The 25,813-nt window shown below is 57.6% G+C and carries 23 protein-coding genes, 3 tRNA genes and 2 rRNA genes; 21 read left to right on the forward strand and 7 right to left on the reverse strand.

Annotation, left to right across the window (positions count from 1 at the left end; all coding sequences use genetic code 11):
* Window positions 1-76: 76 nt before the first annotated feature.
* The 14 genes from recF (at window position 77) to rrf (O3649_RS07400) (ending at window position 12,724) form a co-directional block, all read left to right on the forward strand.
* Complete coding sequence (gene recF / locus O3649_RS07335) at window positions 77-1,330, forward strand: DNA replication/repair protein RecF (protein WP_314849808.1); 1,254 nt, start codon at window positions 77-79, stop codon at window positions 1,328-1,330.
* Window positions 1,323-2,018, forward strand: a complete 696-nt coding sequence (locus tag O3649_RS07340; protein ID WP_102033646.1) for a DUF721 domain-containing protein — start codon at window positions 1,323-1,325, stop codon at window positions 2,016-2,018. Before recF ends, O3649_RS07340 begins: the two co-directional genes overlap by 8 nt.
* 446 nt (window positions 2,019-2,464) lie before the next feature.
* Window positions 2,465-4,501, forward strand: coding sequence for a DNA topoisomerase (ATP-hydrolyzing) subunit B (gene gyrB, locus O3649_RS07345; RefSeq protein ID WP_005508013.1), 2,037 nt, complete (start codon window positions 2,465-2,467; stop codon window positions 4,499-4,501).
* Window positions 4,502-4,580: 79 nt separating this feature from the next.
* Window positions 4,581-7,211 carry a DNA gyrase subunit A gene (gyrA, locus tag O3649_RS07350; protein WP_314738047.1) on the forward strand — a complete coding sequence of 877 codons (2,631 nt, stop codon included), beginning with the start codon at window positions 4,581-4,583 and terminating at the stop codon, window positions 7,209-7,211.
* Window positions 7,211-7,807 (forward strand): DUF3566 domain-containing protein, encoded by a 597-nt coding sequence (locus O3649_RS07355; protein WP_005504108.1) that lies wholly within the window; start codon window positions 7,211-7,213, stop codon window positions 7,805-7,807. Before gyrA ends, O3649_RS07355 begins: the two co-directional genes overlap by 1 nt.
* 185 nt (window positions 7,808-7,992) lie before the next feature.
* Window positions 7,993-8,066, forward strand: a tRNA-Ile gene (locus O3649_RS07360).
* Window positions 8,067-8,210: 144 nt separating this feature from the next.
* Window positions 8,211-8,283: transfer RNA gene (locus O3649_RS07365), tRNA-Ala, on the forward strand.
* 3 nt (window positions 8,284-8,286) lie between these two features.
* Window positions 8,287-8,403, forward strand: a 5S ribosomal RNA gene (rrf, locus tag O3649_RS07370).
* 590 nt (window positions 8,404-8,993) lie between these two features.
* The gene (locus tag O3649_RS07375; RefSeq protein WP_005504110.1) at window positions 8,994-10,223 is read left to right on the forward strand and encodes an inorganic phosphate transporter; all 1,230 of its coding nucleotides are present in this window, start codon (window positions 8,994-8,996) and stop codon (window positions 10,221-10,223) included.
* A gap of 2 nt (window positions 10,224-10,225) precedes the next feature.
* Window positions 10,226-10,531: a hypothetical protein gene (locus O3649_RS07380; RefSeq protein ID WP_005504112.1), complete on the forward strand. Its 306-nt coding sequence runs from the start codon at window positions 10,226-10,228 to the stop codon at window positions 10,529-10,531.
* A gap of 50 nt (window positions 10,532-10,581) precedes the next feature.
* The gene (locus O3649_RS07385; protein WP_049337595.1) at window positions 10,582-11,034 is read left to right on the forward strand and encodes a DUF3349 domain-containing protein; all 453 of its coding nucleotides are present in this window, start codon (window positions 10,582-10,584) and stop codon (window positions 11,032-11,034) included.
* A 206-nt stretch (window positions 11,035-11,240) separates the two neighbouring features.
* Window positions 11,241-12,440, forward strand: coding sequence for an acetamidase (locus O3649_RS07390; protein ID WP_371573544.1), 1,200 nt, complete (start codon window positions 11,241-11,243; stop codon window positions 12,438-12,440).
* Window positions 12,441-12,531: 91 nt separating this feature from the next.
* Window positions 12,532-12,604: transfer RNA gene (locus O3649_RS07395), tRNA-Ala, on the forward strand.
* 3 nt (window positions 12,605-12,607) lie between these two features.
* A 5S ribosomal RNA gene (rrf, locus tag O3649_RS07400) occupies window positions 12,608-12,724 on the forward strand.
* A gap of 290 nt (window positions 12,725-13,014) precedes the next feature.
* Here the strand turns inward: rrf (O3649_RS07400) and O3649_RS07405 are convergent.
* Window positions 13,015-13,350 (reverse strand): hypothetical protein, encoded by a 336-nt coding sequence (locus tag O3649_RS07405; protein WP_049345994.1) that lies wholly within the window; start codon window positions 13,348-13,350, stop codon window positions 13,015-13,017.
* 173 nt (window positions 13,351-13,523) lie between these two features.
* Between O3649_RS07405 and O3649_RS07410 the strand changes: the two genes are divergently transcribed.
* The 3 genes from O3649_RS07410 to O3649_RS07420 all read left to right on the forward strand — a co-directional run bounded on the left by O3649_RS07410 (window position 13,524) and on the right by O3649_RS07420 (window position 15,916).
* A complete protein-coding gene (locus O3649_RS07410; RefSeq protein WP_219100311.1) occupies window positions 13,524-14,051 on the forward strand; it encodes a peptidylprolyl isomerase in 528 nt (175 codons plus the stop codon).
* Between the two features lie 172 nt (window positions 14,052-14,223).
* Entirely contained in the window at window positions 14,224-15,045 is an 822-nt protein-coding gene (locus tag O3649_RS07415; protein ID WP_371573546.1) for a rhomboid family intramembrane serine protease, read from the forward strand.
* A gap of 58 nt (window positions 15,046-15,103) precedes the next feature.
* On the forward strand, window positions 15,104-15,916 hold the full coding sequence (locus O3649_RS07420) for a rhomboid family intramembrane serine protease (RefSeq protein WP_371573549.1): 813 nt from the start codon (window positions 15,104-15,106) through the stop codon (window positions 15,914-15,916).
* 343 nt (window positions 15,917-16,259) lie between these two features.
* Here the strand turns inward: O3649_RS07420 and O3649_RS07425 are convergent, their stop codons facing one another.
* The 5 genes from O3649_RS07425 to O3649_RS07445 all read right to left on the reverse strand — a co-directional run bounded on the left by O3649_RS07425 (window position 16,260) and on the right by O3649_RS07445 (window position 20,769).
* Entirely contained in the window at window positions 16,260-17,078 is an 819-nt protein-coding gene (locus tag O3649_RS07425) for a shikimate 5-dehydrogenase (protein WP_005504124.1), read from the reverse strand.
* Window position 17,079: 1 nt separating this feature from the next.
* A complete protein-coding gene (locus O3649_RS07430) occupies window positions 17,080-17,400 on the reverse strand; it encodes a glutaredoxin domain-containing protein (protein WP_060824126.1) in 321 nt (106 codons plus the stop codon).
* Window positions 17,401-17,911: 511 nt separating this feature from the next.
* Window positions 17,912-18,076, reverse strand: coding sequence for a hypothetical protein (locus O3649_RS07435; protein ID WP_005504128.1), 165 nt, complete (start codon window positions 18,074-18,076; stop codon window positions 17,912-17,914).
* Between the two features lie 435 nt (window positions 18,077-18,511).
* Complete coding sequence (locus O3649_RS07440) at window positions 18,512-19,909, reverse strand: galactokinase (protein WP_371573553.1); 1,398 nt, start codon at window positions 19,907-19,909, stop codon at window positions 18,512-18,514.
* Window positions 19,910-20,166: 257 nt separating this feature from the next.
* Window positions 20,167-20,769 (reverse strand): TetR/AcrR family transcriptional regulator, encoded by a 603-nt coding sequence (locus tag O3649_RS07445; protein WP_070633559.1) that lies wholly within the window; start codon window positions 20,767-20,769, stop codon window positions 20,167-20,169.
* Between the two features lie 291 nt (window positions 20,770-21,060).
* On the opposite strand from O3649_RS07445, the gene O3649_RS07450 reads away from it, so the two are divergent.
* The 4 genes from O3649_RS07450 to O3649_RS07465 all read left to right on the forward strand — a co-directional run bounded on the left by O3649_RS07450 (window position 21,061) and on the right by O3649_RS07465 (window position 25,073).
* Window positions 21,061-22,011, forward strand: a complete 951-nt coding sequence (locus tag O3649_RS07450; RefSeq protein ID WP_070633562.1) for a biotin synthase — start codon at window positions 21,061-21,063, stop codon at window positions 22,009-22,011.
* A gap of 249 nt (window positions 22,012-22,260) precedes the next feature.
* A complete protein-coding gene (locus tag O3649_RS07455) occupies window positions 22,261-24,003 on the forward strand; it encodes a cation:proton antiporter (RefSeq protein WP_371573556.1) in 1,743 nt (580 codons plus the stop codon).
* A gap of 198 nt (window positions 24,004-24,201) precedes the next feature.
* A complete protein-coding gene (locus O3649_RS07460) occupies window positions 24,202-24,714 on the forward strand; it encodes a hypothetical protein (protein ID WP_070737406.1) in 513 nt (170 codons plus the stop codon).
* A gap of 11 nt (window positions 24,715-24,725) precedes the next feature.
* Entirely contained in the window at window positions 24,726-25,073 is a 348-nt protein-coding gene (locus tag O3649_RS07465) for an ATPase (protein WP_371573559.1), read from the forward strand.
* A 156-nt stretch (window positions 25,074-25,229) separates the two neighbouring features.
* Here O3649_RS07465 and O3649_RS07470 read toward each other — a convergent pair whose 3' ends face one another.
* A complete protein-coding gene (locus O3649_RS07470) occupies window positions 25,230-25,724 on the reverse strand; it encodes a hypothetical protein (protein WP_371573561.1) in 495 nt (164 codons plus the stop codon).
* Between the last annotated feature and the right edge of the window lie 89 nt (window positions 25,725-25,813).

Here is a 25,813-nt window from a genome sequence, read left to right on the forward strand (position 1 = left end):
GCGCGCTGTGCCCGCCAGCTGGCGCTGTGAACCCCTGCGACCCCGTATGTGAAACCCCGTGAAAGGAGCTGCTCCGGTGTATATTGACCATATTTCGTTGTTGGATTACCGTACCTACGCCCTGCTGAGCCTGCCTCTTTCGGCGGGAGTTACGGTGTTTCTGGGCTCTAACGGTGTGGGTAAAACCAATATTGTTGAGGCGATCGACTATGCGGCGTCGCTGTCTTCGCACCGTGTGAGCCATGACGGGCCGCTGGTGCGGGCGGGTGCTTCGCGCGCCTATATCCGTACCCGTACGGTGCGCGGTTCGCAGCAGACGGTGACCGAGTTTGAGATTGCTCCGGGGCAGAGTAACCGGGTGCGCATTAATCGTGCCGCGCCGGTACGTGCCAAGGAGGCGCTGGGTATTGCCCGCACGGTGCTGTTCTCCCCGGAGGATCTGCAACTGGTGAAGGGTGAGCCCGCCGGTCGTCGTCGTTTTGTGGATGATTTGGCGAGCTCTTTGCGTCCGGTGGTCTCCGGGTACCGTAGCGAGTATGAGCGGATTTTGCGGCAACGTAATTCGTTGCTGAAATCCATGCAGCGTAAGGCGCGGGACGAGAACGCTTTGAGTACCCTGTCGGTCTGGGATGAGCAGCTGTCGACCCTGGGCGCTCAGCTGCTTTCTGCGCGTTTTCGTCTGTTGCAGCGTTTTTTGCCGCAGCTTCGCCGCGCCTACGCAGGGCTGACAGACGGATCTAAAGAGGTCGGTTTCAACTATGAGTCGACTGTTTTTTCGAGCATGGGCGAGCGCTCGATCGAGCATGCGGCGCTGATGCGCATTGAGGACCTCAAGGAGGCTTTGATGCGCGGTTTTGCGGAGCGTCGGCGCGATGAGATTGAGCGTGGCGTGACCCTGGTGGGTCCGCACCGTGAGGATATTACCCTGCTGCTCGGTGGTATGCCGGTGAAGCATTTTGCCTCGCACGGCGAGAGCTGGTCTTTTGCGCTGGCGCTGAAACTGGCGTCCTGGTTTGTGCATGTTGAGGATGATTCCTCGGCGGGTTCTTCGCCGATTCTGATTCTTGATGATGTGTTTGCGGAGCTTGATTCTGCGCGCCGTCACCGCCTGGGTGCGATGGTTGCCGACGCGGAGCAGGTGTTGATTACCTGCGCGGTGCTCAGCGATATTCCGGAGGAGCTGGGCGACTACCGCCTGGTGTCGGTGACGGCGGGGCACGCCGAGTATGTGCAGCCTGCCGCTGGTCCTGCCACCGACTCTGTCACTGACTCTGCGGGGCAGTCGAACTCGACCATTTCTGCGCTCGCGGAAGGTGGCGGCGATGAGTAACCCCGTCTACCCTCAAAACCATGTTTCACGTGAAACATTCGGTGAATTCGCGGAACCGCAGTTTGCGGAGCATCAAAACCCGCGCGAGGTTGACGGCGTGGGTGAGTTCTACCGTGACGAGGTGGATGCCCCCTCCGCCCTGCTGACCCGCATGCGAGTGGCGGCTCAAGAGCGCGGCGAGGCGCCCCTCAATGCCTTCTCTGCGAACAAAATCATGCGTGACTTCGGTGCGGTCATGTCTGGAACCGCCTCGAAGAAGAAATCATGGCGAGCGCAGGGCTGGGACCCCCGCGTGATGGGCGGCTATAGCGGCCCCGGAGAGAGTTCTCGTGATCCCAAACCCCTTGGCGGCATCGTCAGCGCTCTGATCCGTTCTCGCGGCTGGAAAGAGCCCGTGGCGGTCTCTAGCGTGCTGGCTCGCTGGGCTGAGCTCGTGGGCCCTGAAATTGCGGCGCACACCCGCCCCATCAGCTTCGAAAATTCCATTGTTGAAGTCCAGTGCGACTCTACCGCCTGGACGACTCAGTTGCGCCTGATGCACGGGCACCTCATCGAACTTTTCCGCCGTGAACTGGGTGATGGTGTCGTGGCTCAGGTTCGCGTGCTGGGTCCGAACAACGGACGCTGGAATCAGCGAGGCTATCGGCGTGCCACCGGTATGCGCGGGGTACGCGACACCTACGGGTAGGCGTATCATGTTACCGCTTTGCAGCACCTTTGACGGGAAAACTGAGATTTTGGGGCACGTTGCATAAAACGTGCCCCTTTTCTGCTCCTCATGATTTTCTGCACGCTATGAAAGCTTTAGAATCGCCGGCAATCCCCACGAAGTGGTGAACCGTATCCCCTACCTCAAAAGGGGGTTGAGGCACTCTAAACCGCCTTAGCGGGCTTTTGAGCGGGTGGTAGTGCCCAAAAAAGCTCAATATGTGACGCTTGTAGATGGTTTTATGCTCTCTTGCTCGGTAAAATAAAAGAGACAATGCGTAAAGTGTGCCCACCTATGGGTACCACCGGCACCGCGGGTTGTGCAGGCACTTTCTTGTGCCCTCTGTGAGGTGTTCTAGGCTCCGCTCTTGGCTGCCCGTAGCTTTCCTTCGCCGGTTGCATCATCTACTCAAGGAGTTCTGCCTCGTGGCATCTGAACAGAATGCATCTGAACAGCAGCATGAATACGGTGCATCCGATATTACCGTGCTGGAAGGTCTGGAAGCGGTTCGTAAGCGCCCCGGCATGTACATTGGCTCGACCACTGAGCGCGGTCTGCACCACCTGGTCTACGAGGTTGTAGATAACTCGGTCGACGAAGCGCTCGCCGGCTACGCCTCCAAAATTGACGTGACCATCCAGGCTGATGGTGCTGTTCGCGTAGAGGATGACGGCCGCGGTATTCCCGTGGATGAGCACCCCACCGAGCACAAGTCCACCGTTGAGGTTGTCATGACCGTGCTGCACGCTGGCGGTAAGTTCGGCGGTGGCGGCTACTCCGTTTCCGGTGGTCTGCACGGTGTGGGTATCTCCGTGGTGAACGCGCTGTCTACCCGTGTGATTACTGAGGTGCACCGCCAGGGCTACGCATGGCATATTTCCTTCTCCAACGGTGGTGTGCCGGATGGTCCCCTGCGCAAGGGTGAACCGTCCGATAAGACCGGTACCATTCAGACTTTCTACCCGGACCCAGAGATTTTCGAGACCGTCGAGTTCGACTTTGAGACTCTGCGCGCCCGTTTCCAGCAGATGGCGTTCCTGAACAAGGGCCTGACCATCACCCTGACCGATGAGCGCGAGAAGTTCGTCGGTGACGAGGTTGCTGAAGAGAGCGAGAAGAAGGAAAACATCCTCAACCGCGTGCGCGCGAACGCTGATGGTTTCATGACCGTCACCTACCGTTACGACAACGGTCTGTTCGACTACGTACACTTCCTCAACGCAGGCGCGAAGACCATTGTGAACGAGGAGATTGTCTCCTTCGAAGCCGAAGACACTGAGCGCAATATGAGCCTGGAAGTGGCGATGCAGTGGACCGGCGCCTACAAGGAATCCGTCTACTCGTACGCGAACACGATTAACACCCACGAGGGCGGTACTCACGAAGAGGGTTTCCGTGCCGCTCTGACCTCGTTGGTGAACCGTTACGCGCGTGAGAACAAGCTGCTACGCGATAAGGACGATAACCTCACCGGTGAAGACGTGCGTGAGGGCCTGACCGCGGTGATTTCGATTAAGATTTCTGAGCCGCAGTTCGAGGGTCAGACCAAGACTAAGCTGGGTAACTCGGAGGCTAAGTCCTTCACCCAGCGTGAGGTGAACGATCACCTCGGCGACTGGTTCGGGCGTAACCCCGCGGTGGCGAAGGATATTGTTCGCCGCGCGATTACCGCCGCTCAGGCGCGTATTGCAGCCCGTAAGGCACGCGAGACGACCCGCCGTAAGGGCCTGCTGGAGACCAGCTCCATGCCCGGTAAGCTCAAGGACTGCTCCTCGAAGGACCCGTCGATCTCTGAGATTTACCTGGTGGAGGGTGACTCTGCGGGTGGTTCGGCTGTTCAGGGTCGCAACCCGAACACTCAGGCTATTCTGCCGCTGCGCGGTAAGATCCTGAACGTTGAGCGCGCTCGCCTGGACCGTGCCCTGTCCAACGCTGAAATTCAGGCGATGATTACCGCTTTCGGTACCGGCATTGGTGACGACTTCGATATTGAGAAGGCACGCTACCACAAAATCGTTCTGATGGCGGATGCGGACGTTGACGGTCAGCACATTACGACTCTGTTGCTGACTCTGCTCTTCCGCTTCATGCGTCCGCTGATTGAGGCTGGCTACGTGTATCTGGCTCAGCCGCCGCTGTACCGCATCAAGTGGTCGAACGCCCCGCACGACTACGTGTACTCGGACGCTGAGCGTGATGAGGCTCTGGCTCGTGGTGCTGCGAAGAACCTGCGCCTGCCCAAGGATAACGGTATTCAGCGTTACAAGGGTCTGGGCGAGATGGACTACACCGAGCTGTGGGACACCACCATGGATCCGGCTCGTCGTACCCTGCTTCAGGTGAAGATGGAGGATGCAGCTGCTGCTGACCAGATCTTCTCTGTTCTGATGGGTGAGGACGTTGAGGCTCGTCGTGAGTTTATCCAGCAGAACGCAAAGGACATTCGATTCCTCGATATCTAGCCCGAATCAATATATACCCTACGGGCAATATACCAGTCGGGGTATATATTGATTGAGCTATTAATTTAATGAGAAAGTTATGAGCGAAGAACACCAGAATGAGACTACCAAAGCTGACGTTGTCAGCAATGGTGGCGCTGAAAGCGTAGACCACCACGGTCACATTGAACAGGTGGACCTGCAGACCGAAATGCAGCGTTCCTACCTGGACTACGCAATGGCGGTTATTATTGGCCGCGCCCTGCCGGATGTGCGTGACGGCCTCAAGCCCGTGCACCGCCGCGTGATCTACGCGATGTACGACGGCGGCTACCGCCCGGACCGATCCTTCAATAAGTGCGCCCGCGTGGTCGGCGACGTGATGGGTCAGTTCCACCCCCACGGCGATAGCGCTATCTACGACACTCTGGTGCGTCTGATTCAGAGCTGGATTATGCGTTACCCGCTGGCTCTGGGTCAGGGTAACTTCGGCTCCCCCGGTAACGACGGTGCTGCAGCGCCTCGATACACCGAGACCAAGATGGCTCCCATTGCTCTTGAGATGGTGCGTGACATCAACGAAGACACCGTTGATTTCCAGCCCAACTATGACGGCAAGTCCCTGGAGCCTACCGTTCTACCCGCGCGCATCCCGAACCTGCTGGTCAACGGTTCTTCGGGTATTGCTGTGGGTATGGCGACCAATATTCCGCCGCATAACCTGCGTGAGGTTGCCGAGGGTGTGGAGTGGTTCCTGAAGAACCCGCACGCCACCAACGAGGAGCTGCTAAACGCTCTGATGGCGCGCATTAAGGGCCCCGATTTCCCGACCGGTGCGCAGATTCTGGGCACCAAGGGCATTGAGGATGCGTACCGTACTGGCCGCGGCTCTATCACCATGCGCGCGGTGGTCAACGTGGAGGAAATCCACGGTCGTACCTGCCTGGTGGTTACCGAGCTGCCGTACCAGGCGAACCCGGATAACCTGGCGATTAAGATTGCTGAGCTCATCAAGGACGGTAAGGTCACCGGCATCGCGGATCTGCGCGATGAGACTTCGGGCCGTACCGGTCAGCGTCTGGTGATTGTGCTCAAGCGTGATGCTTCCCCGAAGGTTGTGCTGAACAACCTGTACAAGCACACCCAGTTGCAGGAGAACTTCTCCGCGAATATGCTCGCCATTGTGGATGGCGTGCCGCGTACCCTGTCCCTGGATGCGTTTGTGCGTCACTGGGTGGATCACCAGATGGACGTTATCGTTCGTCGTACCCGTTACCGTCTGCGTCAGGCGGAGGAAGAGGCGCACATCCTGCGTGGCCTGCTGAAGGCTCTGGATGCTCTGGATGAGGTTATTGCCCTGATTCGCCGCTCCCCCACTGCTGATGAGGCGCGTAGCGGCCTGATGGAGTTCCTGCAGATTGATGAGGCTCAGGCTCAGGCAATTCTGAACATGCAGCTGCGTCGTTTGGCTGCTTTGGAGCGTCAGAAGATTCAGGATCGTCACGATGAGCTGATGCGCATGATCGCTGAGTACAACGCGATTATTGCTTCGGAGACTCGCCAGCGCGAGATTATCTCTGAGGAGCTGGGCGAGATTGTGAACCGCTACGGCGATGAGCGTCGCACCCAGATTATGTACGGCTACAACGGCGACATGTCCATGGAAGACCTCATCCCCGAGGAAGAGGTCGTGGTTACGATTACTCGCGGCGGCTACATTAAGCGCACCCGCAGTGATCAGTACCGTAGCCAGCACCGCGGCGGTAAGGGCATTAAGGGTGCCTCGCTGCGCGGTGATGACGTGGTGGAGCACTTCTTTGTGACCACTACGCACAGCTGGATTCTGTTCTTCACGAACCTGGGTCGCGTGTACCGTGCGAAGGGTTACGAGCTGCAGGAAGCCGGTCGTGACGCGAAGGGTCAGCACATTGCGAACCTGCTGGAGTTCCAGGGCGGTGAGCATATTGCTCAGGTCATGGAGCTGAAGAGCTACGAGGATGCTGAGTACCTGGTGCTTGCTACTCGCGGTGGCATGGTGAAGAAGAGCCGTCTGAGCGATTACGATACGAACCGTACTGCCGGCCTGATTGCGATTAACCTGCGTGAGGGCGATGAGGTTGTTTCGGCGTTCACCGTTTCGGATAAGGACGATATTCTGCTGGTGTCGCGTAACGGTATGTCGCTGCGCTTCCACGCTGATGATGCGTCGTTGCGCCCGATGGGTCGTTCGACCTCGGGTGTGACCGGTATGAAGTTCCGTGAGGGCGATGAGCTGATTTCTGCGAACGTGGTTACTGAGGGCTCCTTCGTCTTCGTGGTCACTGAGGGTGGTTACGCGAAGCGTACGAGCGTGGATGAGTACCGCGTGCAGGGCCGTAACGGTTTCGGCATTAAGGTTGCTAAGCTAGTTGAGGATCGCGGCGCCCTGGTGAGTGGCCTCATCGTGGACGAAGAGGACGAGGTGCTGGTGGTTATGGCCAGCGGCAAGGTCGTTCGTTCGAATGTGAATGAGGTTCCTGCGAAGGGACGCGATACTATGGGTGTTATCTTTGCAAAGCCCGGTAAGGGCGATTCTATTATTGGTGTTGCACGCAACCAGGATCGTCAGCTGGATGATAGCGACGATGAAACCACTGAGAACACCGAGGCTTCGGAGTCTTCTGAGGCGCCCGGTACGGACAACGAGGGTGAAGCGGCGGCTGCCGATCTCACCGCTACTGGAGGTAACTAATGAGCAGCACTCCCGCGAGCTCCTCTCCTGCGTCGGCACAGCGTTCGGCGTCGGCTGGCGCATCTAAGTCTTCGGGCGCGGCTAAGGCTGGCGCGCGTCGCCCGGCTCAGTCGCGTTCGGGCCAGGCTCGTCCTGGCGGTACCGCTAAGCGTCCTGCCGGCAAGCGCCCTGTAAACGCTAAGCGTCCGACCGGTTCACGCCGTCAGTTGGTGCGTCCGGCGCCGCGTTCGAAGATTCGTCGCGCGCGTCTGGTGGTTCAGAAGGTTGATACGTGGTCGGTTGCTAAGCTAATCTTCCTGCTGTCTATTGCCTTGGGTATCGTGACCGTCGTGGCTTCGGTGATTCTCTGGCTGTTCCTGCAGGCTTCTGGCGCGTTTACCGGTGTGAACCAGCTGATTAGCTCTCTGGGTACCGGTTCGACCACTGTGGATATTTCGCAGATGATTTCGCTGGGTCAGGTTGCTTTGGTGACTACTATTTTTGCCGTGGTCAACACTGTGGTCTTTACTCTGCTGGGTATGATTGGCGCGATTCTGTACAACCTGGCTGCGAAGCTGGTTGGTGGCGTGACCTTGACTCTGAGCGATGAGTCCTAGTTTGTAGCTTTTTGAGCTTTGTGTGCGGGCGGTGCCCCTCTGGATGGAGGTGGTACCGCCCGCTCTGTATGCTTGGGAACCCCCAATATTAAAGTGTGATGCAGAACATGCTTTTTCGATTTGGTGTTACCTGCAAACACCTGTATAGTTATATCTCGTTCTACGGAAGAAATTCCGCAGAGGGAGGGCGTATAGCTCAGACGGTTAGAGCGCTTCGCTGATAACGAAGAGGTCCCAAGTTCGATTCTTGGTACGCCCACTCCACACTATGAAAGGCAATAATGAAGAAATTATTGATTCTTGCTGTTCTTTCGTGTGTCACTGTGATGGTTCTGAAAAAGTATCAGAGCAATGAAGTCGTAAAGGCTTGGAAAAATAACTAAACAGTGGTTTCCGCTGAGACGGGGGCGTGGCGCAATTGGTAGCGCATCTGCTTTGCAAGCAGAGGGTTAGGGGTTCGAGTCCCCTCGCCTCCACTTTCCGGTGATTATAGCAAGAGGGAAACGCCTGGTTCCATTCCGAACCCAGAAGCTAAGACTCTTCGCGCCGATGGTACTGCACTTTTGTGGGTGTGGGAGAGTAGGTCATCGCCGGTTTATTTTTGAAAAAGACCCCGTATCGAAAGATACGGGGTCTTTTGTTGTATTCGCCAAAGTTGTTGTATCTGCTGATGTGATGCGGGGGAATAGGTGCGAATACCTCGCGAAGCTGATGTGCTGCGTGCGCCGCGGGTATAGATTCAATTCTTCGTGATATTCGAATGCGCACGGCTGTAGGAAACCCCTACTGTGGAGAATGTGCTCCGCAGAAAGCCCCGCGCCGTAAAACCCACAGGGGTGTCCCGTGTGGGTAGCTCGGCAACCTAAATGAGGTCTGAATAATAAAGGTGTGTCACAAAAAGAAAGCTGGGAGGTTCCTGAAAGTGAACACTTGGTGAACACACTTTAGCCTCTTGATGGATATAATCACCCCTCGCCCCCGCACTCTCGTATAAGCCACATAAACCAACTTAAACATTCCAATAGGTGCACCCTTTTTTCCGCGGAATATCGGGAGAGTTTCCCCTGGAATATGGGCTCTATAGTAAAACCCTCACGGAAACCCGCTCAATACTGTGGGTTTATCTGTTATTTCGTGTTAATTCGGAATACTTTAGATTTCGCGAAAACCGACAGATAATTTTCTTGTGACTACAGAACTCATTATTCTCGTGATCGTGGTGCTGACCGCGCTCGCCTTCGACTTTACGAATGGCTTCCACGACACTGGCAACGCGATGGCAACCTCCATCGCCACCGGTGCGCTGAAGCCTAAGACCGCCGTGGCGCTGTCTGCGTCCCTGAACCTCGTTGGCGCGTTCCTCTCTGTTGAGGTGGCACGCTCGGTTGGTAGCGGCATCGTGAACCTGGACCGTATCGATGTAACAACGGACGGTCCGGCATTGATGCTCATCGTCTTTACCGGTCTGGTGGGCGGTATCCTCTGGAATGTTTTGACCTGGCTTCTGGGTCTTCCCTCATCCTCGTCGCACGCTCTGTTTGGTGGCCTGATTGGTTCGGCTATTGTCGCGATCGGCTTTGACGGCGTGCAGTGGATGGGCGTTCTGTCCAAGATTATTGTTCCCGCGGTCCTCTCCCCCGTCATTGCGGCTATTGTGGCGGCAACCGGCACTTGGCTGGTCTACCGTATTGCTGCCCCGGTGGCTGATGATCGCAAGCACGGCGGCTTCCGTAAGGGACAGGTCGCGACCGCATCCCTGATGTCTCTGGCGCACGGCACTAACGATGCGCAGAAGACCATGGGCGTAATCTTCCTGGCTCTGGTTGCTTCGGGTACCCTGAGCAACGATGACGCGATTCCCTTCTGGGTGAAGGCTTCCTGCGCGCTTGCTATTGCGCTGGGTACTTACCTGGGTGGTTGGCGTATTATCCGCACCCTCGGTAAGGGCATCGTTGAGGTTGACACCCCGCAGGGCGTTGCCGCTGACGGTGCATCCGCTGCGATTATTCTGACTTCCTCCCACTTCGGTATGGCACTGTCCACCACTCACGTGGCGTCCGGCTCGATTCTGGGTAGTGGCCTGGGCCGTAAGGGTGCTGAGGTGCGCTGGTCTGTTGCTGGCCGCATGGTGGTTGCTTGGCTGATTACTCTGCCGGCTGCCGCGATTGTGGGTGCTCTGACCTGGCTGATTGGTCATGGCCTGAATGCTCTGACCGGTACCCAGTTCATTGGCGAAATGACCGTGTTCGCTTTGCTGGTAGTCTTCTGCTTCCTGATGTGGCGTCATTCCCAGAAGGACAACATTGACGCTTCGAACGTGACTGGCGACTGGGATGAAAAGGAAGGCGCTGCAGTCACCAGCGCTGAGGCATCCGCAGAAGCCCAGACCCTTGCTACAGAGAAGGCAGGTTCGTAGTCGTGGAATATCTGATTGACATTGTGAACAAGGTTATTCCGGTGCTGATTGCCGGTTTGTTCTTTGGTGCGGGCCTTCCGGCGCTCTATGCGCTGGGTCTGCGTATGCTGGCTGGTCGTACCGAGTACACCGCGGACGGCAAGCTGGTTGAAATTGAGCCTCCGGGAACGGCGGCGAAGATTGCTGCGTTCTGCATTTTTGCTATTATCGTAGCAATCGTAATCATCGGTATTCTCTGGGTCGCTAAGGACTTTATCGACCACACTTTCGGCTGGAATATCTTCGGCGTAACCGGTGGAGGCCACTAATCCCGTGAACACTAAATTGCATATAATGACTGCTTCGAAGGAGGGGCTCGATGCCTGATAAGAGCATGATCTCTCGAGTAATCGACTGGCTGAGCGTCGGGTATCCCAAGGATGTTCCGGTGCAGGACCGCGCGGCAGTGATGGCTATTTTGAAGATGCGTCTGACCGATGAGCAGCTGCAGGAAGTTGTTCGCCAGCTCATGCAGTCTCGTGCTGCTCGTGGCGAGGCGTACGTGAGCGACCAGCGCATTAACGAGTACATTCGTCGAGTGGTGGATCATACCCCGACCCCGCAGGATATTGACCGCGTCGCTAAGATTCTGGGTGCGCACGGCTTCCTGATTGCGGAGAACCACGTGAACGAGGACGCTGAGCCTACGGCTGGCGGTACCGAGTACGTGACCTACGATGATCCGACGACCGGCGAGATCCGTATTGCTGAGTTGGCTGCTGAATCGGCTAATATTCCGGCTCCGAACGCTACGGCTGCGCAGGATAACTAAATAGCCTGCGGTGAGAGTTGAGAGCTCTCATGAAGTTTGTGACCTATGGGGTGGACTGAGTCCACCCCATAGGTTTTCTTTATGCCCTTCGAATGATGCGCAGCGGGTTGTCGGCATGCGCATAGGTGCGGGCGGTATTCTAGAGGGACTTCACTCCCCTCAAACCGTTGGTGGGCTTTGCGCTCGCCCTGCATCATGGAGATTCTGTGTCTTCTTCCCCTTCTTTGGAACCCGAGAACTCTCACATTCCCGATACTTCTACCCGGGGAGCCTCTCAGGGCTCTTCTGAGGCGGCATCCGTTGCCGCTGGGGACTCTGTGGCTAAGACCCCTTCTACCCGCGTCGATGCCGCTAAAGAGGCTATTGCTGGGCAGGCGCGCCGCCTCGTGGTGCCCCGCCGTTCCCTGCTTCTGACCGGCGGCGTGGTTGCTGCCGCCGGGGTGCTTGCGGCGATGCCGCAGATTGCCGCCACCGGTGTGTTGGGTGAGGATGCGGCGGCGGTGGTTTCAAACGAGAAGCTGCTGGCACGCCGTGAGCGTCTGGTTCGCGAGAATATTGATACCCGCTACCTGAAGATTGAGTCGCTGGGGCGTATCTATGTGGGTAAGGGGCGTAGTGAACAGGACCTGCGTCTGGTGGGTTCTTTCTCCCTCACGGAGGCGGCACAGGCCGATTTGGTGGCGGCAGCTACGGCTCTGACGAACCTGTCTGTCTACGGTTCTTTGCACCGGCTGAGCGTTACCTACGGTGGCGTGGATCCTGCGAATGACCCACAGAACGTTGCGAATACTGCTACGGATGCTCCGGTGAGCCCGCTGCGCGTCAATGATTCAGCGACCCTGAAGGAAGAGCAGTGGCTGAAGGTGCTGGCTGCCAACGCGGCATTGGGGACTAATGCGAGCTACGCTCAGGTAGGTCTGCTGGCGGATGAGCTGCGCCTGAATGCTGTGGTGATTGATGAGAACTATGATTCCCTGATGAAGCGTTTCCGTGCGCTGGCTGAGCTGGATTTGAAGAATGAGCGGGTGCAGCAGATTCACCTGAATATTCAGTTGGCTCCGGAGAAGACACTGAGCCTGCCCTCGGGGGCGCACTCGAAGATTTCGGTGAGTGTTGCAGAGTCTTCGCGTGTGGCAACGGTGGCTGATGTGCTATCGAAGGCCGCCACGAGGAAGGAGCTGAATACCCTGGCATCGTTCTCGCTGGTGTGGAATGCCCGTGAAAAGTACCCCTCAGCGAGCCAGTGGGATGCTTTCAAGTTGGGCTTCAAGGGACCGGAGTCGAAGGAGGAGTCCGCGAAGGAGGCGCAACGCACTGCGGTTCGTAAATATCTGCAGGAAGTGAGTGGCCCCCTGCAGGCTCTAACGAAGCGGGAGGCGACAGTGCCGGGTGAGGTGATTACCTAAGCCCTTCAGGGGTGTGATGGGTCTAACTAAAAAAATACGCCTGAGGATTTGGCGAAGCCGCAAAAGGTGTTATAGACTAGTAGAGCACCACGGGGGCGTGGCGCAATTGGTAGCGCATCTGCTTTGCAAGCAGAGGGTTAGGGGTTCGAGTCCCCTCGCCTCCACTTTCCGGTGATTATAGCAAGAGGGAAACGCCTGGTTCCATTCCGAACCCAGAAGCTAAGACTCTTCGCGCCGATGGTACTGCACTTTTGTGGGTGTGGGAGAGTAGGTCATCGCCGGTTTATTTTTGAACCGAGAACCCCATGTCGAAAGACATGGGGTTCTTTGTATATCCGGGTATGTCAGAAAAATACCGCAGGGTGCACCCGGGGAGATTCAGCACTCTATCTGTAGCATCTGTAGCGCCTCCTCTCTCCTTTTTCCTCCCCCAAAAAAAGAACAAACAATAGCCGCCCGCCAGAGTAAAACTCTAGCGGGCGGCTATCTCTCATAAAGCACTCCCTCACGCCGCTAGCGGCGCCTCAGAAAGCTATCTTTAGAATGCCTCAGAGAAGGAAGGATACGGGAACGCTTATGCGTTCTTCCAGGGGTCCTCCACGGGACGAGCTGCGTTGTAGGCTGCGGCGCCTGCAACACCCAGAGCAACCAGCAGGCCCAGGAATGCCAGGCCCTTACGGGGGCGCTTGCCGCCGTTACGCTCAATACGAGCCAGTTCCTTCTCAGCGGCGCGAACGGTCTTCGCGGTAGCCTTACGAGCCTTCTTCAGAGCCTTCTTGTTGCCGGTCAGCTTCTCAGCGAACATCTCAGCGGTCTTGCCTTCCAGCGCGGACTCAACAGCAGCCAGGGAAGAGACAACAGCCTGAGCCTTAGCAGCCTTGCGTGCCTTGCGCTTCTTGCAGCAGAACATGGGGTGACCTCCATCGGTTGAAATGCGCCAGCGGCCAGAAAACGCCGCAGCGCGCGTAGTGTTCACCTCTCAGGATATTCAATTCCCGCCCAAAAAGCCCGCCCAACGGTGCGCCCGGGGCGAAAAAACATGTTAGATGGCGAATGAGCGCCGCCCCGTGCCACAATAGAGCCATGACTAATGCAACTGCTAAGGCAACTATCCACACCAACTACGGTGACATCGTCGTCGATCTCTTCGGCAACCACGCACCGCTGACTGTTGAGAACTTCATCGGCCTGGCTGACGGCTCCCGTCAGTGGAAGCACCCCCGCACCGGTGAAATCATGAACACCCCTCTGTACAAGGACGTCGTGTTCCACCGCATCATCAAGGACTTCATGATTCAGGGCGGCGACCCCCTGGGCATGGGCGTTGGTGGCCCCGGCTACCAGTTCAAGGACGAGATTCACCCCGAGCTCTCCTTCTCCAAGCCCTACCTGCTGGCAATGGCTAACGCAGGCCCCGGCACCAACGGTTCTCAGTTCTTCATCACCACCGTTGAGACCCCCTGGCTGAACGGTCGCCACACCATCTTCGGTGAGGTTACCGACGAGGCATCCAAGAAGGTTGTTGACGCTATTGAGAGCGTTGAGACCGGCTTCCAGGACCGCCCGGTCAAGGACGTTGTCATCTCCTCGATCGACATCGAAAAGCTCTAATAAACCCCATCGGAAGGCTCATACGAGCATTCTGCTGAAGGTGTTGAGAAAACACGTATAGTTCAGGGGCCCGCCAGGATTCTTCCGGTGGGTCCCTGCGCTTATATGCCCACGCGCGCCATCCCCCGCACACCACCTTCGGATAATCCTGTACACAACCCCTGGAGGTTCAGTGGAGAACTTTCCCAACTACGCAGGCTACGGGCAGACTCCCACCGTCTGCGTCAACCACCCCAACCGCGTTAGCTACGCCCAGTGCAAGCGCTGCAACCGCACCGTCTGCGGCGAATGCCAGGTAGCTCTGGATGTGGGCATGGTCTGCCCCGATTGCTACCGCGACCTCACCGGTGGTAGCTCGAAAGCACAGGGTTCGAAGGCAAAAGGCTCGTTCCTGGCGCGCCACTGGCACATTACGTACACGCTCATTCTGATTAACGTCGCGATGTACGGTCTGCAGCAGATTATCCCGAATAGGTGGATGGTCAACCACGGCATGATGTGGTGGCCCTATGTTCAGCACGGTGAATATTACCGCCTCATCAGCTACGGTTTTCTGCACTCACAAAACGACCCGATGCACCTGGTGTGGAACATGATTTACCTCTTCATCTTCGGTGTATCTCTCGAACGTATGATGGGGCGCTGGAAGTTCCTTGTGGTGTACCTGGGCTCAATCGTCTTTGGTGCCTTCGGCGTGCACGTGCTGACTCCTTCAACGAGCGTGGCGGGCGCATCAGGCGGCGTGTACGGCCTCTACGGTGCCTTCCTCGTGATCCTGCTTCTTAGGAAGCAAAAGGACACGGCGCGCCTCTTTATGCTGCTTATCGGCATTGGTGTGGTTCAGAGCTTCTTCAACCCGAATATTTCCCACGCATGCCATGCGGGTGGTTTTGTCGGTGGTGTGCTGTTGACACTGCTGTTTGTCCCGCTTGTGGATAAGCCCGAGCCTCCTCAGCAGCAGAGCCCGCAGCAATGGCAAAACGGCAGGTACTAAGCCTGAAAATCCGCAGAAAATCTTCGGAAAATCCGGCACAAAAATCTTTGGAGGGTCAGTGGAGAACTTTCCCAACTACATGAACTACGGGCAGAGCCCAACGGTCTGCGTCAACCACCCCGACCGCGTTAGCTACGCCCAGTGCGGGCGCTGCAACCGCACCGTCTGCGGCGAATGCCAGACGGCACAGGATGCGGGTGTAGTCTGCCCCGAATGCTACCGTGACCTCAATGGAGGCGCCTCGAGCCCGAAGCGTTCCTTCATCGCCCGTCACTGGCATATTACGTACACGCTCATTCTGATTAACGTCGTGGTGTACGGTCTGCAACTAATCATCCCATTCCGTTGGATGTACAACCTCGGCATGATGTCGGGTCCCCGTGTTCACCATGGTGAGTACTACCGCTTGATCACGCACGGGTTTGTGCACTCGCAGAATGACCCGATGCATATGGTGTGGAACATGATTTACCTCTTCATCTTCGGTGTATCTCTCGAACGCATGATGGGGCGCTGGAAGTTCCTCTTCGTATATATGGCCGCTACCTTGGGTGCTGGCCTCAGTGTGTACCTCTTCGACTACTCTCGTGGTGCCGTGGGCGCCTCAGGTGGTGTGTACGGCCTCTACGGTGCCTTCTTCGTAATCCTGCTTCTCAGGAGGCAGAAGGACACAGCGCGCCTCTTTATTCTGCTCATTGGCATTGGTGTGGTGCAGAGCCTCTTCCACCCGAATATTTCCCACGCGGGACACTTTGGCGGTCTTGTCAGTGGCGCACTAGCAACCCTGCTGATTATCCCGTTCGTGAAGAAGCCTGAGTCCTCTCAGCCGCCGCAGCAAAGCCCGCAGCAGTGGCTCAGTGGAAGGTATTGAACCCGAAAACCCGCGGAAATCCGCCGCAGAAAAGGGTTATCCACAGAGGTTTTCCACACTGTGCATAACTACATTCGTGTAATTCCACGATTGTGAGTACATGTTAAAAACCTGTGGATACAGGCTAAAACAACCGAATTACATAGGGTGAATTACATGGGTGTAAGAGTTTTCCCCAGATTTCTCCACAGATGTGGAAAACCTTAAATACCAGGGTGTGTGTAATTACAAAAAATTCCGGTGCTATGTACCGGAGAAAATAAAAAGTGCCCGGAAGGATCAACCTTCCGGGCACTTTCACGTATCGAGCCCCTCACGGGGCGAAGAAGCAGCGGGCGCGAAACTAGTTCGCCTGAGCCTCCGCCTCCTCAACCTCCTCGGGGGTGAGCTCCACGCCGGTGTACAGGCGGAACTGCTCAGCAGCCTGCAGAGCAATCACCTCACCGCCGTGAATAACTTCCTTACCCGCCGCGCGAGCCGCACGAACCAGCGGAGTCTCAACGGGCATCGCCACCACGTCAAAGACTACCTGCGCCTCAGCAATAGCCTCCTGCGGGTAGGACAGCTCCTCGCTCTCCTCACCGCCAGCCATGCCAATCGGGGTCACGTTCACCAGAATCGGCGCTCGCAGGTTGCCCACCTCCGGCGCCCAGGCATACTCGTAACGCTCAGCCAGCGCACGGCCAGTCTCCTCGTTACGGGCAATAATCATGCCCTGAGAGAAGCCCGCATCAAAGAACGCACCAGCCACAGCCGCAGCCATACCGCCCGAACCGCGCAGCAGGAACGGCAGAGACGGATCCACATTATGCGAACGCAGCAGGGAAGCCACCGCAATCACATCCGTGTTGTACGCCTTCAAGAAGCCGTCAGTGTTCACAATCGTGTTCACTGCGCCAATAACCGCAGCCGAGTGGTCCATATCGTCCATCAGCGGGATAACAGCCTGCTTAAACGGCATAGACACCGAGCAGCCACGAATACCCAGAGCACGCACGCCGGCGATAGCACCCTCAATATCGGTGGTGGTCATCGCCTTGTACAGGTAATCCAGACCGTGCTTCTCGTACAGGTAATTGTGGAACTTAATACCGTGATTCGACGGGCGACCAGACAAAGAAATGCAGACCGTCGTATCGCGGTTCAGCGCCGGGCGAGCCATCTTAAGCCTCGCCGCCAGCGTCGAGAGTGTTCTCAATCAGCTTCTTCACCTTGTTTCGGCTCACCAGGTCAGCGACCACAAAGTGGGTGTCGCCGGTGTCCACGGTGGGGACGGTCGCGTTGCCGTCGTTGAGGGACTTCACGTGCGCCTCAGCCTGCGGATCCTCCCAAATGTTCACCCAGGTAGCGTGGTCGCCCAGCTCGCCCAGCTTAGAATCCAGAGCCTCGCAGTAGGGGCAGCCGGGGCGCCAATAAATGACGACGCCGCCATCCTTCATGACCTCGCGTGCCTTCTGCTGATCGGACTGCTGACGTTCAAACATAGTTCCTCCATAGACGGGGTGCTCCGCGGTCTTCAGGAGGCGCTGAAACCTGCCTGAGGGCGCAAGCTCAATAAGTTGACATATCAAGCATAGCTGAGCGTGCAGGGGCGGGGGAGAGGTCCTCATAGGGCGAACGCCCGCGCCGCACTCCCACAACCCGTGCAGCACTCCCGCAGAAGCCTTCACCCTGCGCATTAACGGCATACGCCCCACACCAAGGTTGCCGGACCAATGATGCGGGGCGTATACAGTTCGCGAGAAAGCGCGAGTACTTGTGCTGAGTAAGAGTAAAAGAAGAGTGAAAACAGGCTACCATGCGGTAACCGAAGCTGAGCAATATGCCGAGTGAGTCGGTGAATGAAAGAACCCAGGCGGGGCAGAACGCCCCATTATTTGAGAGAGATGTTGAGTGAAAGCCGTTGAGTGAAAGTCTGTAATGCAAACCCAGGGAAATGGCGCCCTACCCCACGAGGAGGCGAGGCAGGGCGCCAATCCAAAGGAGGCTGTCGCCTTACTTGCCGAACTTCTCGGTCAGCTTGGAGACGTTCTCGGTCACGACCTCTTCAACCTTGGCAACGTGCTCGTCGGTGACGACCTCCTTGCCAGCCTTCTCGTTGATGACTTCCTGAGCCTTGTCGAGGCCCTGCTCAACGGTACCCTTGATATCGAAGCCCACGGGGGCCTCCTTTCTGCGCTTTCGCGCTCTAAAGCCTCACTCTTGGTGAGGGGTGATTCGCCCGTACGGGCGAAATCGGAGTGTGATGCTTTGGCGGACGAAACCTGCAAGCTGGGCTTGTATGTGACGGTCGAACCCAGTGTAGATGCTATCCATATGCCGGACTATGCGCATCGAAACTTTACAGCTCACGGATTGCGTCCGTCGATAAGTGTACATACCCGCGAAGGCAAGAAAAACCACCCTCAGAAAACGTGGCGCCACTTTTGACCAACGACCAAAAAATTATGGCTTATCAGCGCGTTATTACGGGGGATGAGCGGAGGAAAATTGCAGAAACTCGCAGGAAACTTCCAGCTAAGAATATTGTTCAAACCCCTGAAAAAACACCCCTATGACACCCCGCCGATTTATGACAGACCTCAGCGCCCAACCCTACAACACCGGAATATCCGTAGGAGCAGCGCCCGCAGCCCAATCATGAGACGCCGCAAAACCAGCAACCATTGGCAAAAAACGAGGCGCCGCATAGCCGCGCACAGCATACGCAGTCGCCACCGCATCCGCGGCAGCCTCCAGGCGAGAGGTCGGAATCAGCGCCATCACCGCGCCACCAAAACCACCACCCACAATACGGGCACCCAACGCGCCCCGATCCAGGCACACCTGCACCGCATCATCAATCTCAGGGCGAGAAACACGCAACTCATCACGCATCGACACAAACGACTCCGTGAAAATGCGGCCCGTCTCCTCAAACGCCGCGCAACCCAACTCATCAGCGTGCTGCAGCAAATAGCTCGCACGACCCACCAGAGTCATATCGTGGAACGCATGACGCACCCAACCGCGCGGGAACGAACACGGACGACCCGCATCCTCCAGAGCATCCAAGGCACGATTCACCGAAGAATCCACCAAATCAGCACGCCACGCCTTTGCCGCACGCGCATCCATACCCGCACACGACAAATCCTCCGGTAGGGCATCACGCAAAAAACGCAGACCCAAAGCATCAGCGCACGCCTCAGACGCCGCACGACGAGCCGCAAAACCACCATCCGTCAGCTCATGCGGAGTGTTCGTATCAATCACCAAAAAACTCAAGCCATGCTGAGCAATATCCACCGCAACCGGCTCAATCGAAAAATCACGGAAATCAACCACCAGAGCCTGCTCCGGATACGAACGCAACGACGCCGTCTGATCCAGGCCACCCGTATGCGCGCCAGCCATCTTATTCTCAGCCGTAATACACACCTGAGCCAGACGCGCACGCAACGCATCACTATCAGCCGGGGTAGCATCCGCCTCCGGGCACTCCTCACGCACCGGACACGAGAGCTCCAACAACGCCAACGCCGTAGAACACTCCAAAGCCGCCGAAGACGACAAACCGCCACCCACCGGAACACGAGAATTAATCAGCAGGTCAGCGCCAAACTCATCGGGCAGCATAATATCCCTGCCACCCTCCTGATTCATCGCCCACGCAACACCCGCCACATAGGTGAACCAGCCCTTTAAATGACCCGGCTGGATATCGCGAATCACGACCGTGCGCTCGTCGCCGGGCATCTGCAAAGAAGCCGCGCGCAACACACCATCACGACGCAACGCACCCGCCACATAGGTGCGGTACGGCAACGGCATCGGCAGGCACGAGCCACCCAAAAAATCAATGTACTCGCCCAAAAGATTCAGGCGCCCAGGCGCAGACCACACACCATCCGGCTCGTAACCATACGCAGTAATAAACTCCTCACGCACACGCGCAAACTCTGCGCTATGGTCCGGAAGAGCCGCCCACTGGGCGGTAGCGGTCATCGACATGGAACACCTCTGATAAAGCCCAACAGGGCGCTAAAACATAAACGACACCCTTCGCGCACCCGATACACTCCGGGTACAAGCATGTGTCACCTCTAGACTAAAGCAGAAAACCAGCGAACATCGACTCAGCCGCCAAACCGCACCGGTATCAGAGCGCGGCAGAGAAGCCAGCACCAACGCACGCAAAAGCCCCGCACCCCCACAAGGGGGCACGGGGCACCATACATAACTAATAAACCAAAAGAAGGGCTAAGCGATTACGCATCCTGCGTATAAGGCTCCTGCACCACCATCATCGTGTCAATGGCAGAAAGCAGATCCTGGCGGTAACGGTTAAACGCATTCTCAATCAGAGGAACATCGCCACTCGCCACAGCCTCCTGAGGCGAAATCAGCGGCAGAGTCTGATACTCCTCCACCAGGCTCAACGCAATATGGGTCAACAAACGAGCACGACGTAGCGCCTCCGCATGACCCAAACCAAGAGCCTGGAACTCATGAGCCATAGCCACCACAGGCTTCAACTCACGCGGGTGCAGAGCCAAACTCAAACGCACCACCTCAGGGCACTCACGAATCGGGTACAGCAGGGAGAACAACGTATCGCCGCGGCGAATCATCGAAGCACGAATAGCCTCCGGATTCGCCTCAGCCTCCTCAGACATCGACTTCGGGGCACGAGCCAGAATGTAATCCGCCAACAGAATCAGAAGCTGCTGCTTATTCTTCACGTGGTAGTACAGGGCGCCGGGAGCCACGTGAAGCTCCTGAGCGAGTCGGCGCATGGAAAGGTCCGCCAAACCGTAGGTCGCCAAGACCTCGTAGGCGGTATCTAGAATCTTTTCACGGGAAAGTACCACCCTTTCATTTTAGGGTGTTCAAATCTGTAACGTGAGCAAGATGCACCCCACGGCAAACAAAAACCCCACAAATACGCGGCACAAACCCAAAAAGCAATGTTGATTCTCACTCACCCGGAGCGAACGGTTCGCGTTTCACGAGCACTTTTGCCACCAAAACCACTCCAGCACGCACAGAACAGGTAGCCGCCCACGCTCTCGGCATAAAATCACGTCTTAAACCGCCCAAAACCGCCAAGACAGGTAAACCTCGCGGGCGCACGCCCCAAAATCAGGTGTTTAATATTCGGTATGAGCAATGCATTTTCTGAACTAATCGAGCGCGCCACCGCAGGCGAAGGCCTCAACCGCGAAGAAATCCACACCCTCCTCGTGGATGGTGAAGGCCAGGACTTCGCCCTCATCGAGGCAGCCTCCGTCGTGCGCCGCAACGAATTCCGCAACATGATTGCGATCCACACCGAAGATGAAGCACTCGCCGACGCCCTCGGTACCCGCTCCATCGCCGTGGACTCCTACGAAGTACTGGATATCTCCCGCGATATCGATTCCGAAGAACTCGCGGCAACCATCGAACGTATTGCTGAATCCTCCGCCATCGGCGTGACCGTACTACTGCCCGAAAATGCAGTACCCATGATGCTGATGCGCGTGCTGTCCATCCTGCGCCTGGCAGCACCCGCCAAGGTCATTCACCTGCCCGAAGGCTACGAACAGTCCCTGCGCTCGCTGACTTCCCTCGCAATGCACGTGGTCAGCGCCATTACCATTACCGACGACATTGAGCAGTGGCCGATGGTTAACGAGGTGCTCAAGGCACTGCGCCACGGTGGTATCGTCATCTCCGGCACCGGTGGACGCGACGCCCTCGCAGGCTACCTGCGTTACCTCTCCGACCTGGGTGTGGATCTCATGGGTCACCGCGATGCACGCGGCTCCGCCTGCGGCTCGGTCGACGGTGGCGGCTGTGGCTGTGGCTCGGGTGGCTGCGGTAGCCACGAGGAGCCGGCACATTCCGCCGGTGGTTGCGGTTGCGGCTCGGGCGGATGCGGTTCTTCCGCTGAAGCTCCCGGTGAGCCTCACGGCCACTCCCACGGTGGTGGCGGTTGCTGCGGCGGCCACGACGAGCCGAAGGAAGAAAAGGGTGGCTGCTGCGGTGGTCACGACGAGCCTGAACCGGTTGTCGAGGAAGCCTCCGCTGGCGGTTGTGGCTGTGGTGCTGGTGGATGCGGCTCTAAGTAATCCGCTAGAGGTAACTACCCCAAGCAATATATTCCAAATATAGAATTTTCCCCTGGATAACCTGCTGAAAAGCAAGGATATTCAGGGGAAAACTCTATATGCCACATAAAGCATTAGGCTCAGAGGTAAACAACACCACAATAAACGGTGCAGAACCCCCATATCCAAAAAGCGGAATGAGACCCTCCGGTAGAGTAGAAAGACGTAGCCGACTAACCCTAGCCGCGCGAAAGGAACAACACCGGACCAATGCTTTACCTCTCCGTTATTGTCATCATCCTGATTGCGACCGTGTTCATGGTCAGCGTCGGTGACCGACTCAACCTCCCCTGGCCGGTCATGATGACCCTGCTCGGCGCCGCCGCGCTCTTCATCCCCAACCGACCGGACATCACCATCGACAGTGACATCATCCTGCCGATCTTCCTTCCGCCGCTGCTGTGGGCCATCGGTGTTAAATTCTCCTGGGGTACCCTGCGCCGCCGCTGGAAATCGGTACTGCTCTACTCGGTTCTGCTCACCACCGTCTCCGCCCTGGCGATTGCCGGCGCAACCATGTGGTGGGTCCCCGGCATGACCATCGCCGTCGCCCTTGCCGTCGGTGCCGCCGTCTCCCCGCCCGACCCCGTCGCCGTGGAAGCAGTCGCTGAGCCCGTCGGTATTCCCCGCCGCCTCATCGGTACTCTGCAGACTGAAGGTAGCTTCAACGACGCTATCGCAATCGTTCTCTTCCACGCCGCAATCCACTCCATGACCAGCGGCCACCACATCGAGCCGCTCTCGGTCGCCAAAGACTTCGTGCTCGGCTCAATCCTGGCAGTCATTATTGGTTACATCTTCGGCTGGCTCGGCGGCTACGTTCGCCAGCGCGCCCACGACGTGGTCACCAGCAACGCTGTGACCCTCGTGATTCCCTTCGGCGCCTACCTGGCAGCTGAAAGCGTGCACGCCTCCGGTGTTATTGCCGTGGTGATTGGCGCTATCCAGTTCACCAGCACCAAATACATGGCGGCACTCGAAGCGGAAGAACGCCTCTCCTCCACCTCCTTCTGGCAGATCATTGAGCTGCTCATGACCGGTGTCGCCTTCGGCCTCATCGGCCTGCAGGCAAGTAGCATCATCGCCACCGCCGACCCCTCCCGTACCGCAGGCCTCTTTGTTGACGGTGCACTGGTCGCACTGGTCGCCATCCTGGTGCGCCTCATCTGGTTCACCATCGTCTGGCTGGCAGGACGCAAGAACCCCATCCACGAGGGTGCCCCCGAAAGCTTCGCCGAAGTTATCATCATGACCTGGTCCGGCATGCGAGGCCTCGTGACCCTGATTCTTGCCCTGTCCATCCCCGTGGTCAACGGCACCGAACAGGTCCGCCAGGACGCCATCGTCATGATGCTCTCCGTGCTCTTCTTCACCCTCGTGCTACCCGGCCTGACCCTGCCCATGCTCGTGAAGGTCCTTGGCGTGCGGGCTAACCATGAAGAAGAAACCGCCGTACCCGAACTGCTCAAGATTGCGCAGGTCGCAGCCCTCGAGGCGCTGCAGGCTGAAGCGAAGGCAACCACCGACCCTGAGACCTACGCCCGCGTGAAGGAAATGTGCTCCGCCATTACCCGCCGCGACGAAATCAGCGAGGCACTGCCCGAAGAATACAAGCAGCACATGGAGAAGCTTAAGGACAAGAGGAACGACTTCGTGCGCCTGCGCGATGCCGCCCTCGTCGCCGCGCAGAACGAGGTTATTTCTGCTCAGGACCGCTACGACTCCCACGACGTGACCCGCGTGGTGCGTAAGCTGGACATCCTGGCGCAGGCAGAAAGCATCCGCTCCTCCGGCATGTTCATTCTTCCCGCCATGACAGCCGGCGCGGTCGCCATGGAACGCTACAACCTCTGGAAGAAACACCAGGGCACCCTGAGCACCCGCGCAATCCCCGTGGTGGAAAACGCGCCCGCCTCACCCCTGGTCACCAACGAGGTAACCCCCACGTCCTAGCCGGTACCTGCACCGCGTGCATGAACGTTACGTTTCTGCCCCTGCCTACGCCACCGAGATAAGCCCGTTGGTCTTTAGCTCACAGGCGATAGACAAGGGCAGAAGCAGATTAAGCCTCAACTATCACCTAAAATAAGACAGGAAACGTAGTGACCGTACGTTAGCTCTCTCAAACTCACGAACACATTGAAAGTAGACATGGATTTCAAGACTCTCTCGCCTGCGTACCTGACCTCCCTCGGCGTGATTTTTTGCGGCGCACTCTTGATCGGAACCTCCAACCCCTGGCTCCTGTGGCTCGGCTGGATCCTTCTGATTCTTGCGTTGGGTCTGAACGTCCTTGCCTTTGTGCTGTCCGTGGGTAAGGCGAAGGGTGACCCGATCCCCGCACTGGTGACCAACCTGGACGGTCTTGAGTCCTCCGTTGAGAACCGCATCCGCGAGCGCTCGGAGCACCGCCGTGAAGAGCGTGAAGCTGCTGAGCATGAGGCAGTTGAGCACGAAGCTGCGGCGCAGGCTAACCAGGAAGTAGCTCCCGCTGAGGCTGCTGAAACCGTTGAGGCGACCGAGCCCGCTGAAACTGCAGAGGTCCGCGAGGAAGAGCCCACCGAATCTCAGCCGATTGTTGATCGTGCCCCCGGCCGTATGAGCGTTCTGCCCTCGCGTCCCCGTTCGGGTCGTGCCCCCAAGCCCCGCTCCAACGCACGCTAGGTAGGTCGGTAGTGAATACGAAGTTTTTGCTTTCCCCGGCGTACCTGGTTTCTGTTGCCCTGATGCTTTCCGGTGCGGTGCTTTCCGGTGGTCGGTTCATGCTGATCGGCTGGATTCTGTGCATTGTGGGTGTCTGCTTGAACGCCATGACCCTGGTGGTACTGACGAACCGTGAGCAGCTGTACACCATGGAGGCGAAGGCTGCCCGAGGCACCCGCCGCGGCTTTGATGACCGCCCCGCTGTGGTGCAGCGATTGGACGCGGCTCTGGCTACTGACAGTGCAGACGAAGGATCTGCGGAGTCCGTCGAGGAAGTCGCAGAAGAGCCTGCTGAAGCACCCGCACAGAAGACTAACTAGGGGTGTAACCCCTAAGACGTAAAAGACCCCCGCAGAGATTATCTGACGTGAATAAAAGACCGTAACCGCCCCCCCGTACAGGGGAGTGGTTACGGTCTTTTGTTGTGCCTGAACGCTCACCTCGATCTTGAATATTTGGGGTGGCGAGCGGGGTCTTTAGCGCTGAGCACCCAGCTTCTGCGCCGCGAAATCCGCGTACTCCTGCACATGCGCGCGAGCCTGCTTGGTCAGCGCCTTATTCTCATCCAGGATACGCGCCGACTGCGCCGCCATCAGCTTCAGGTACTGGCGGTCGCGGGTCTTCTTCCATGCGGTGCGTGCCGCCTCCAGCTCGGCGAAATCGTTGAGAGCCTGACGCTGCATCGTGTACCGCACCCACATGAGCACCAGAATCAGCACCAGCGGAATGAGGCACGCCCAGCTCTGCCACAGCCCGTACAGCGCCGCCGCAATGGCGCCCAAAACAATCAGCACCGGGGAAATGGAGACGATGGGGGACTCGGGACGGTTCTTCTGGTTCTTCACGAGCGATTCACGCGCCATAGCGCGGAAGGTGTCAGAGAAGCTGGACGGGTCGTAGGACTGGGCAGAATCGGCCTGCGGGCTCTTCTGGGACTGGTTTTTACGGGGTCGAGAAGCGGAAGGACACATAGAAACCTTACGGGGGTAATGGGGAGTAACGGGAAAGCGGACGTTTCACGTGAAACGGGGGAGTAGGCGGCGAGTACGCGAGAGAAGCG

It is taken from the genome of Rothia sp. 27098_8_29, assembly GCF_041432785.1.
Classification (GTDB): Bacteria; Actinomycetota; Actinomycetes; order Actinomycetales; family Micrococcaceae; genus Rothia; species Rothia mucilaginosa.

What these genes read in the sequence shown, in the direction of transcription:
- O3649_RS07425 (WP_005504124.1), bottom strand. Translation starts at nt 17,078, where the DNA reads ATGGCTCGCCCGGCGCTGAACCGCGATACGACGGTCTGCATTTCTTTG.
- O3649_RS07405 (WP_049345994.1), bottom strand. Translation starts at nt 13,350, where the DNA reads ATGTTCTGCTGCAAGAAGCGCAAGGCACGCAAGGCTGCTAAGGCTCAG.
- O3649_RS07455 (WP_371573556.1), top strand. Translation starts at nt 22,261, where the DNA reads ATGCTTTACCTCTCCGTTATTGTCATCATCCTGATTGCGACCGTGTTC.
- O3649_RS07440 (WP_371573553.1), bottom strand. Translation starts at nt 19,909, where the DNA reads ATGTCGATGACCGCTACCGCCCAGTGGGCGGCTCTTCCGGACCATAGC.
- O3649_RS07460 (WP_070737406.1), top strand. Translation starts at nt 24,202, where the DNA reads ATGGATTTCAAGACTCTCTCGCCTGCGTACCTGACCTCCCTCGGCGTG.
- O3649_RS07410 (WP_219100311.1), top strand. Translation starts at nt 13,524, where the DNA reads ATGACTAATGCAACTGCTAAGGCAACTATCCACACCAACTACGGTGAC.
- O3649_RS07450 (WP_070633562.1), top strand. Translation starts at nt 21,061, where the DNA reads ATGAGCAATGCATTTTCTGAACTAATCGAGCGCGCCACCGCAGGCGAA.
- O3649_RS07340 (WP_102033646.1), top strand. Translation starts at nt 1,323, where the DNA reads ATGAGTAACCCCGTCTACCCTCAAAACCATGTTTCACGTGAAACATTC.
- gyrA (WP_314738047.1), top strand. Translation starts at nt 4,581, where the DNA reads ATGAGCGAAGAACACCAGAATGAGACTACCAAAGCTGACGTTGTCAGC.
- O3649_RS07470 (WP_371573561.1), bottom strand. Translation starts at nt 25,724, where the DNA reads ATGTGTCCTTCCGCTTCTCGACCCCGTAAAAACCAGTCCCAGAAGAGC.
- O3649_RS07430 (WP_060824126.1), bottom strand. Translation starts at nt 17,400, where the DNA reads ATGTTTGAACGTCAGCAGTCCGATCAGCAGAAGGCACGCGAGGTCATG.
- O3649_RS07355 (WP_005504108.1), top strand. Translation starts at nt 7,211, where the DNA reads ATGAGCAGCACTCCCGCGAGCTCCTCTCCTGCGTCGGCACAGCGTTCG.
- O3649_RS07385 (WP_049337595.1), top strand. Translation starts at nt 10,582, where the DNA reads ATGCCTGATAAGAGCATGATCTCTCGAGTAATCGACTGGCTGAGCGTC.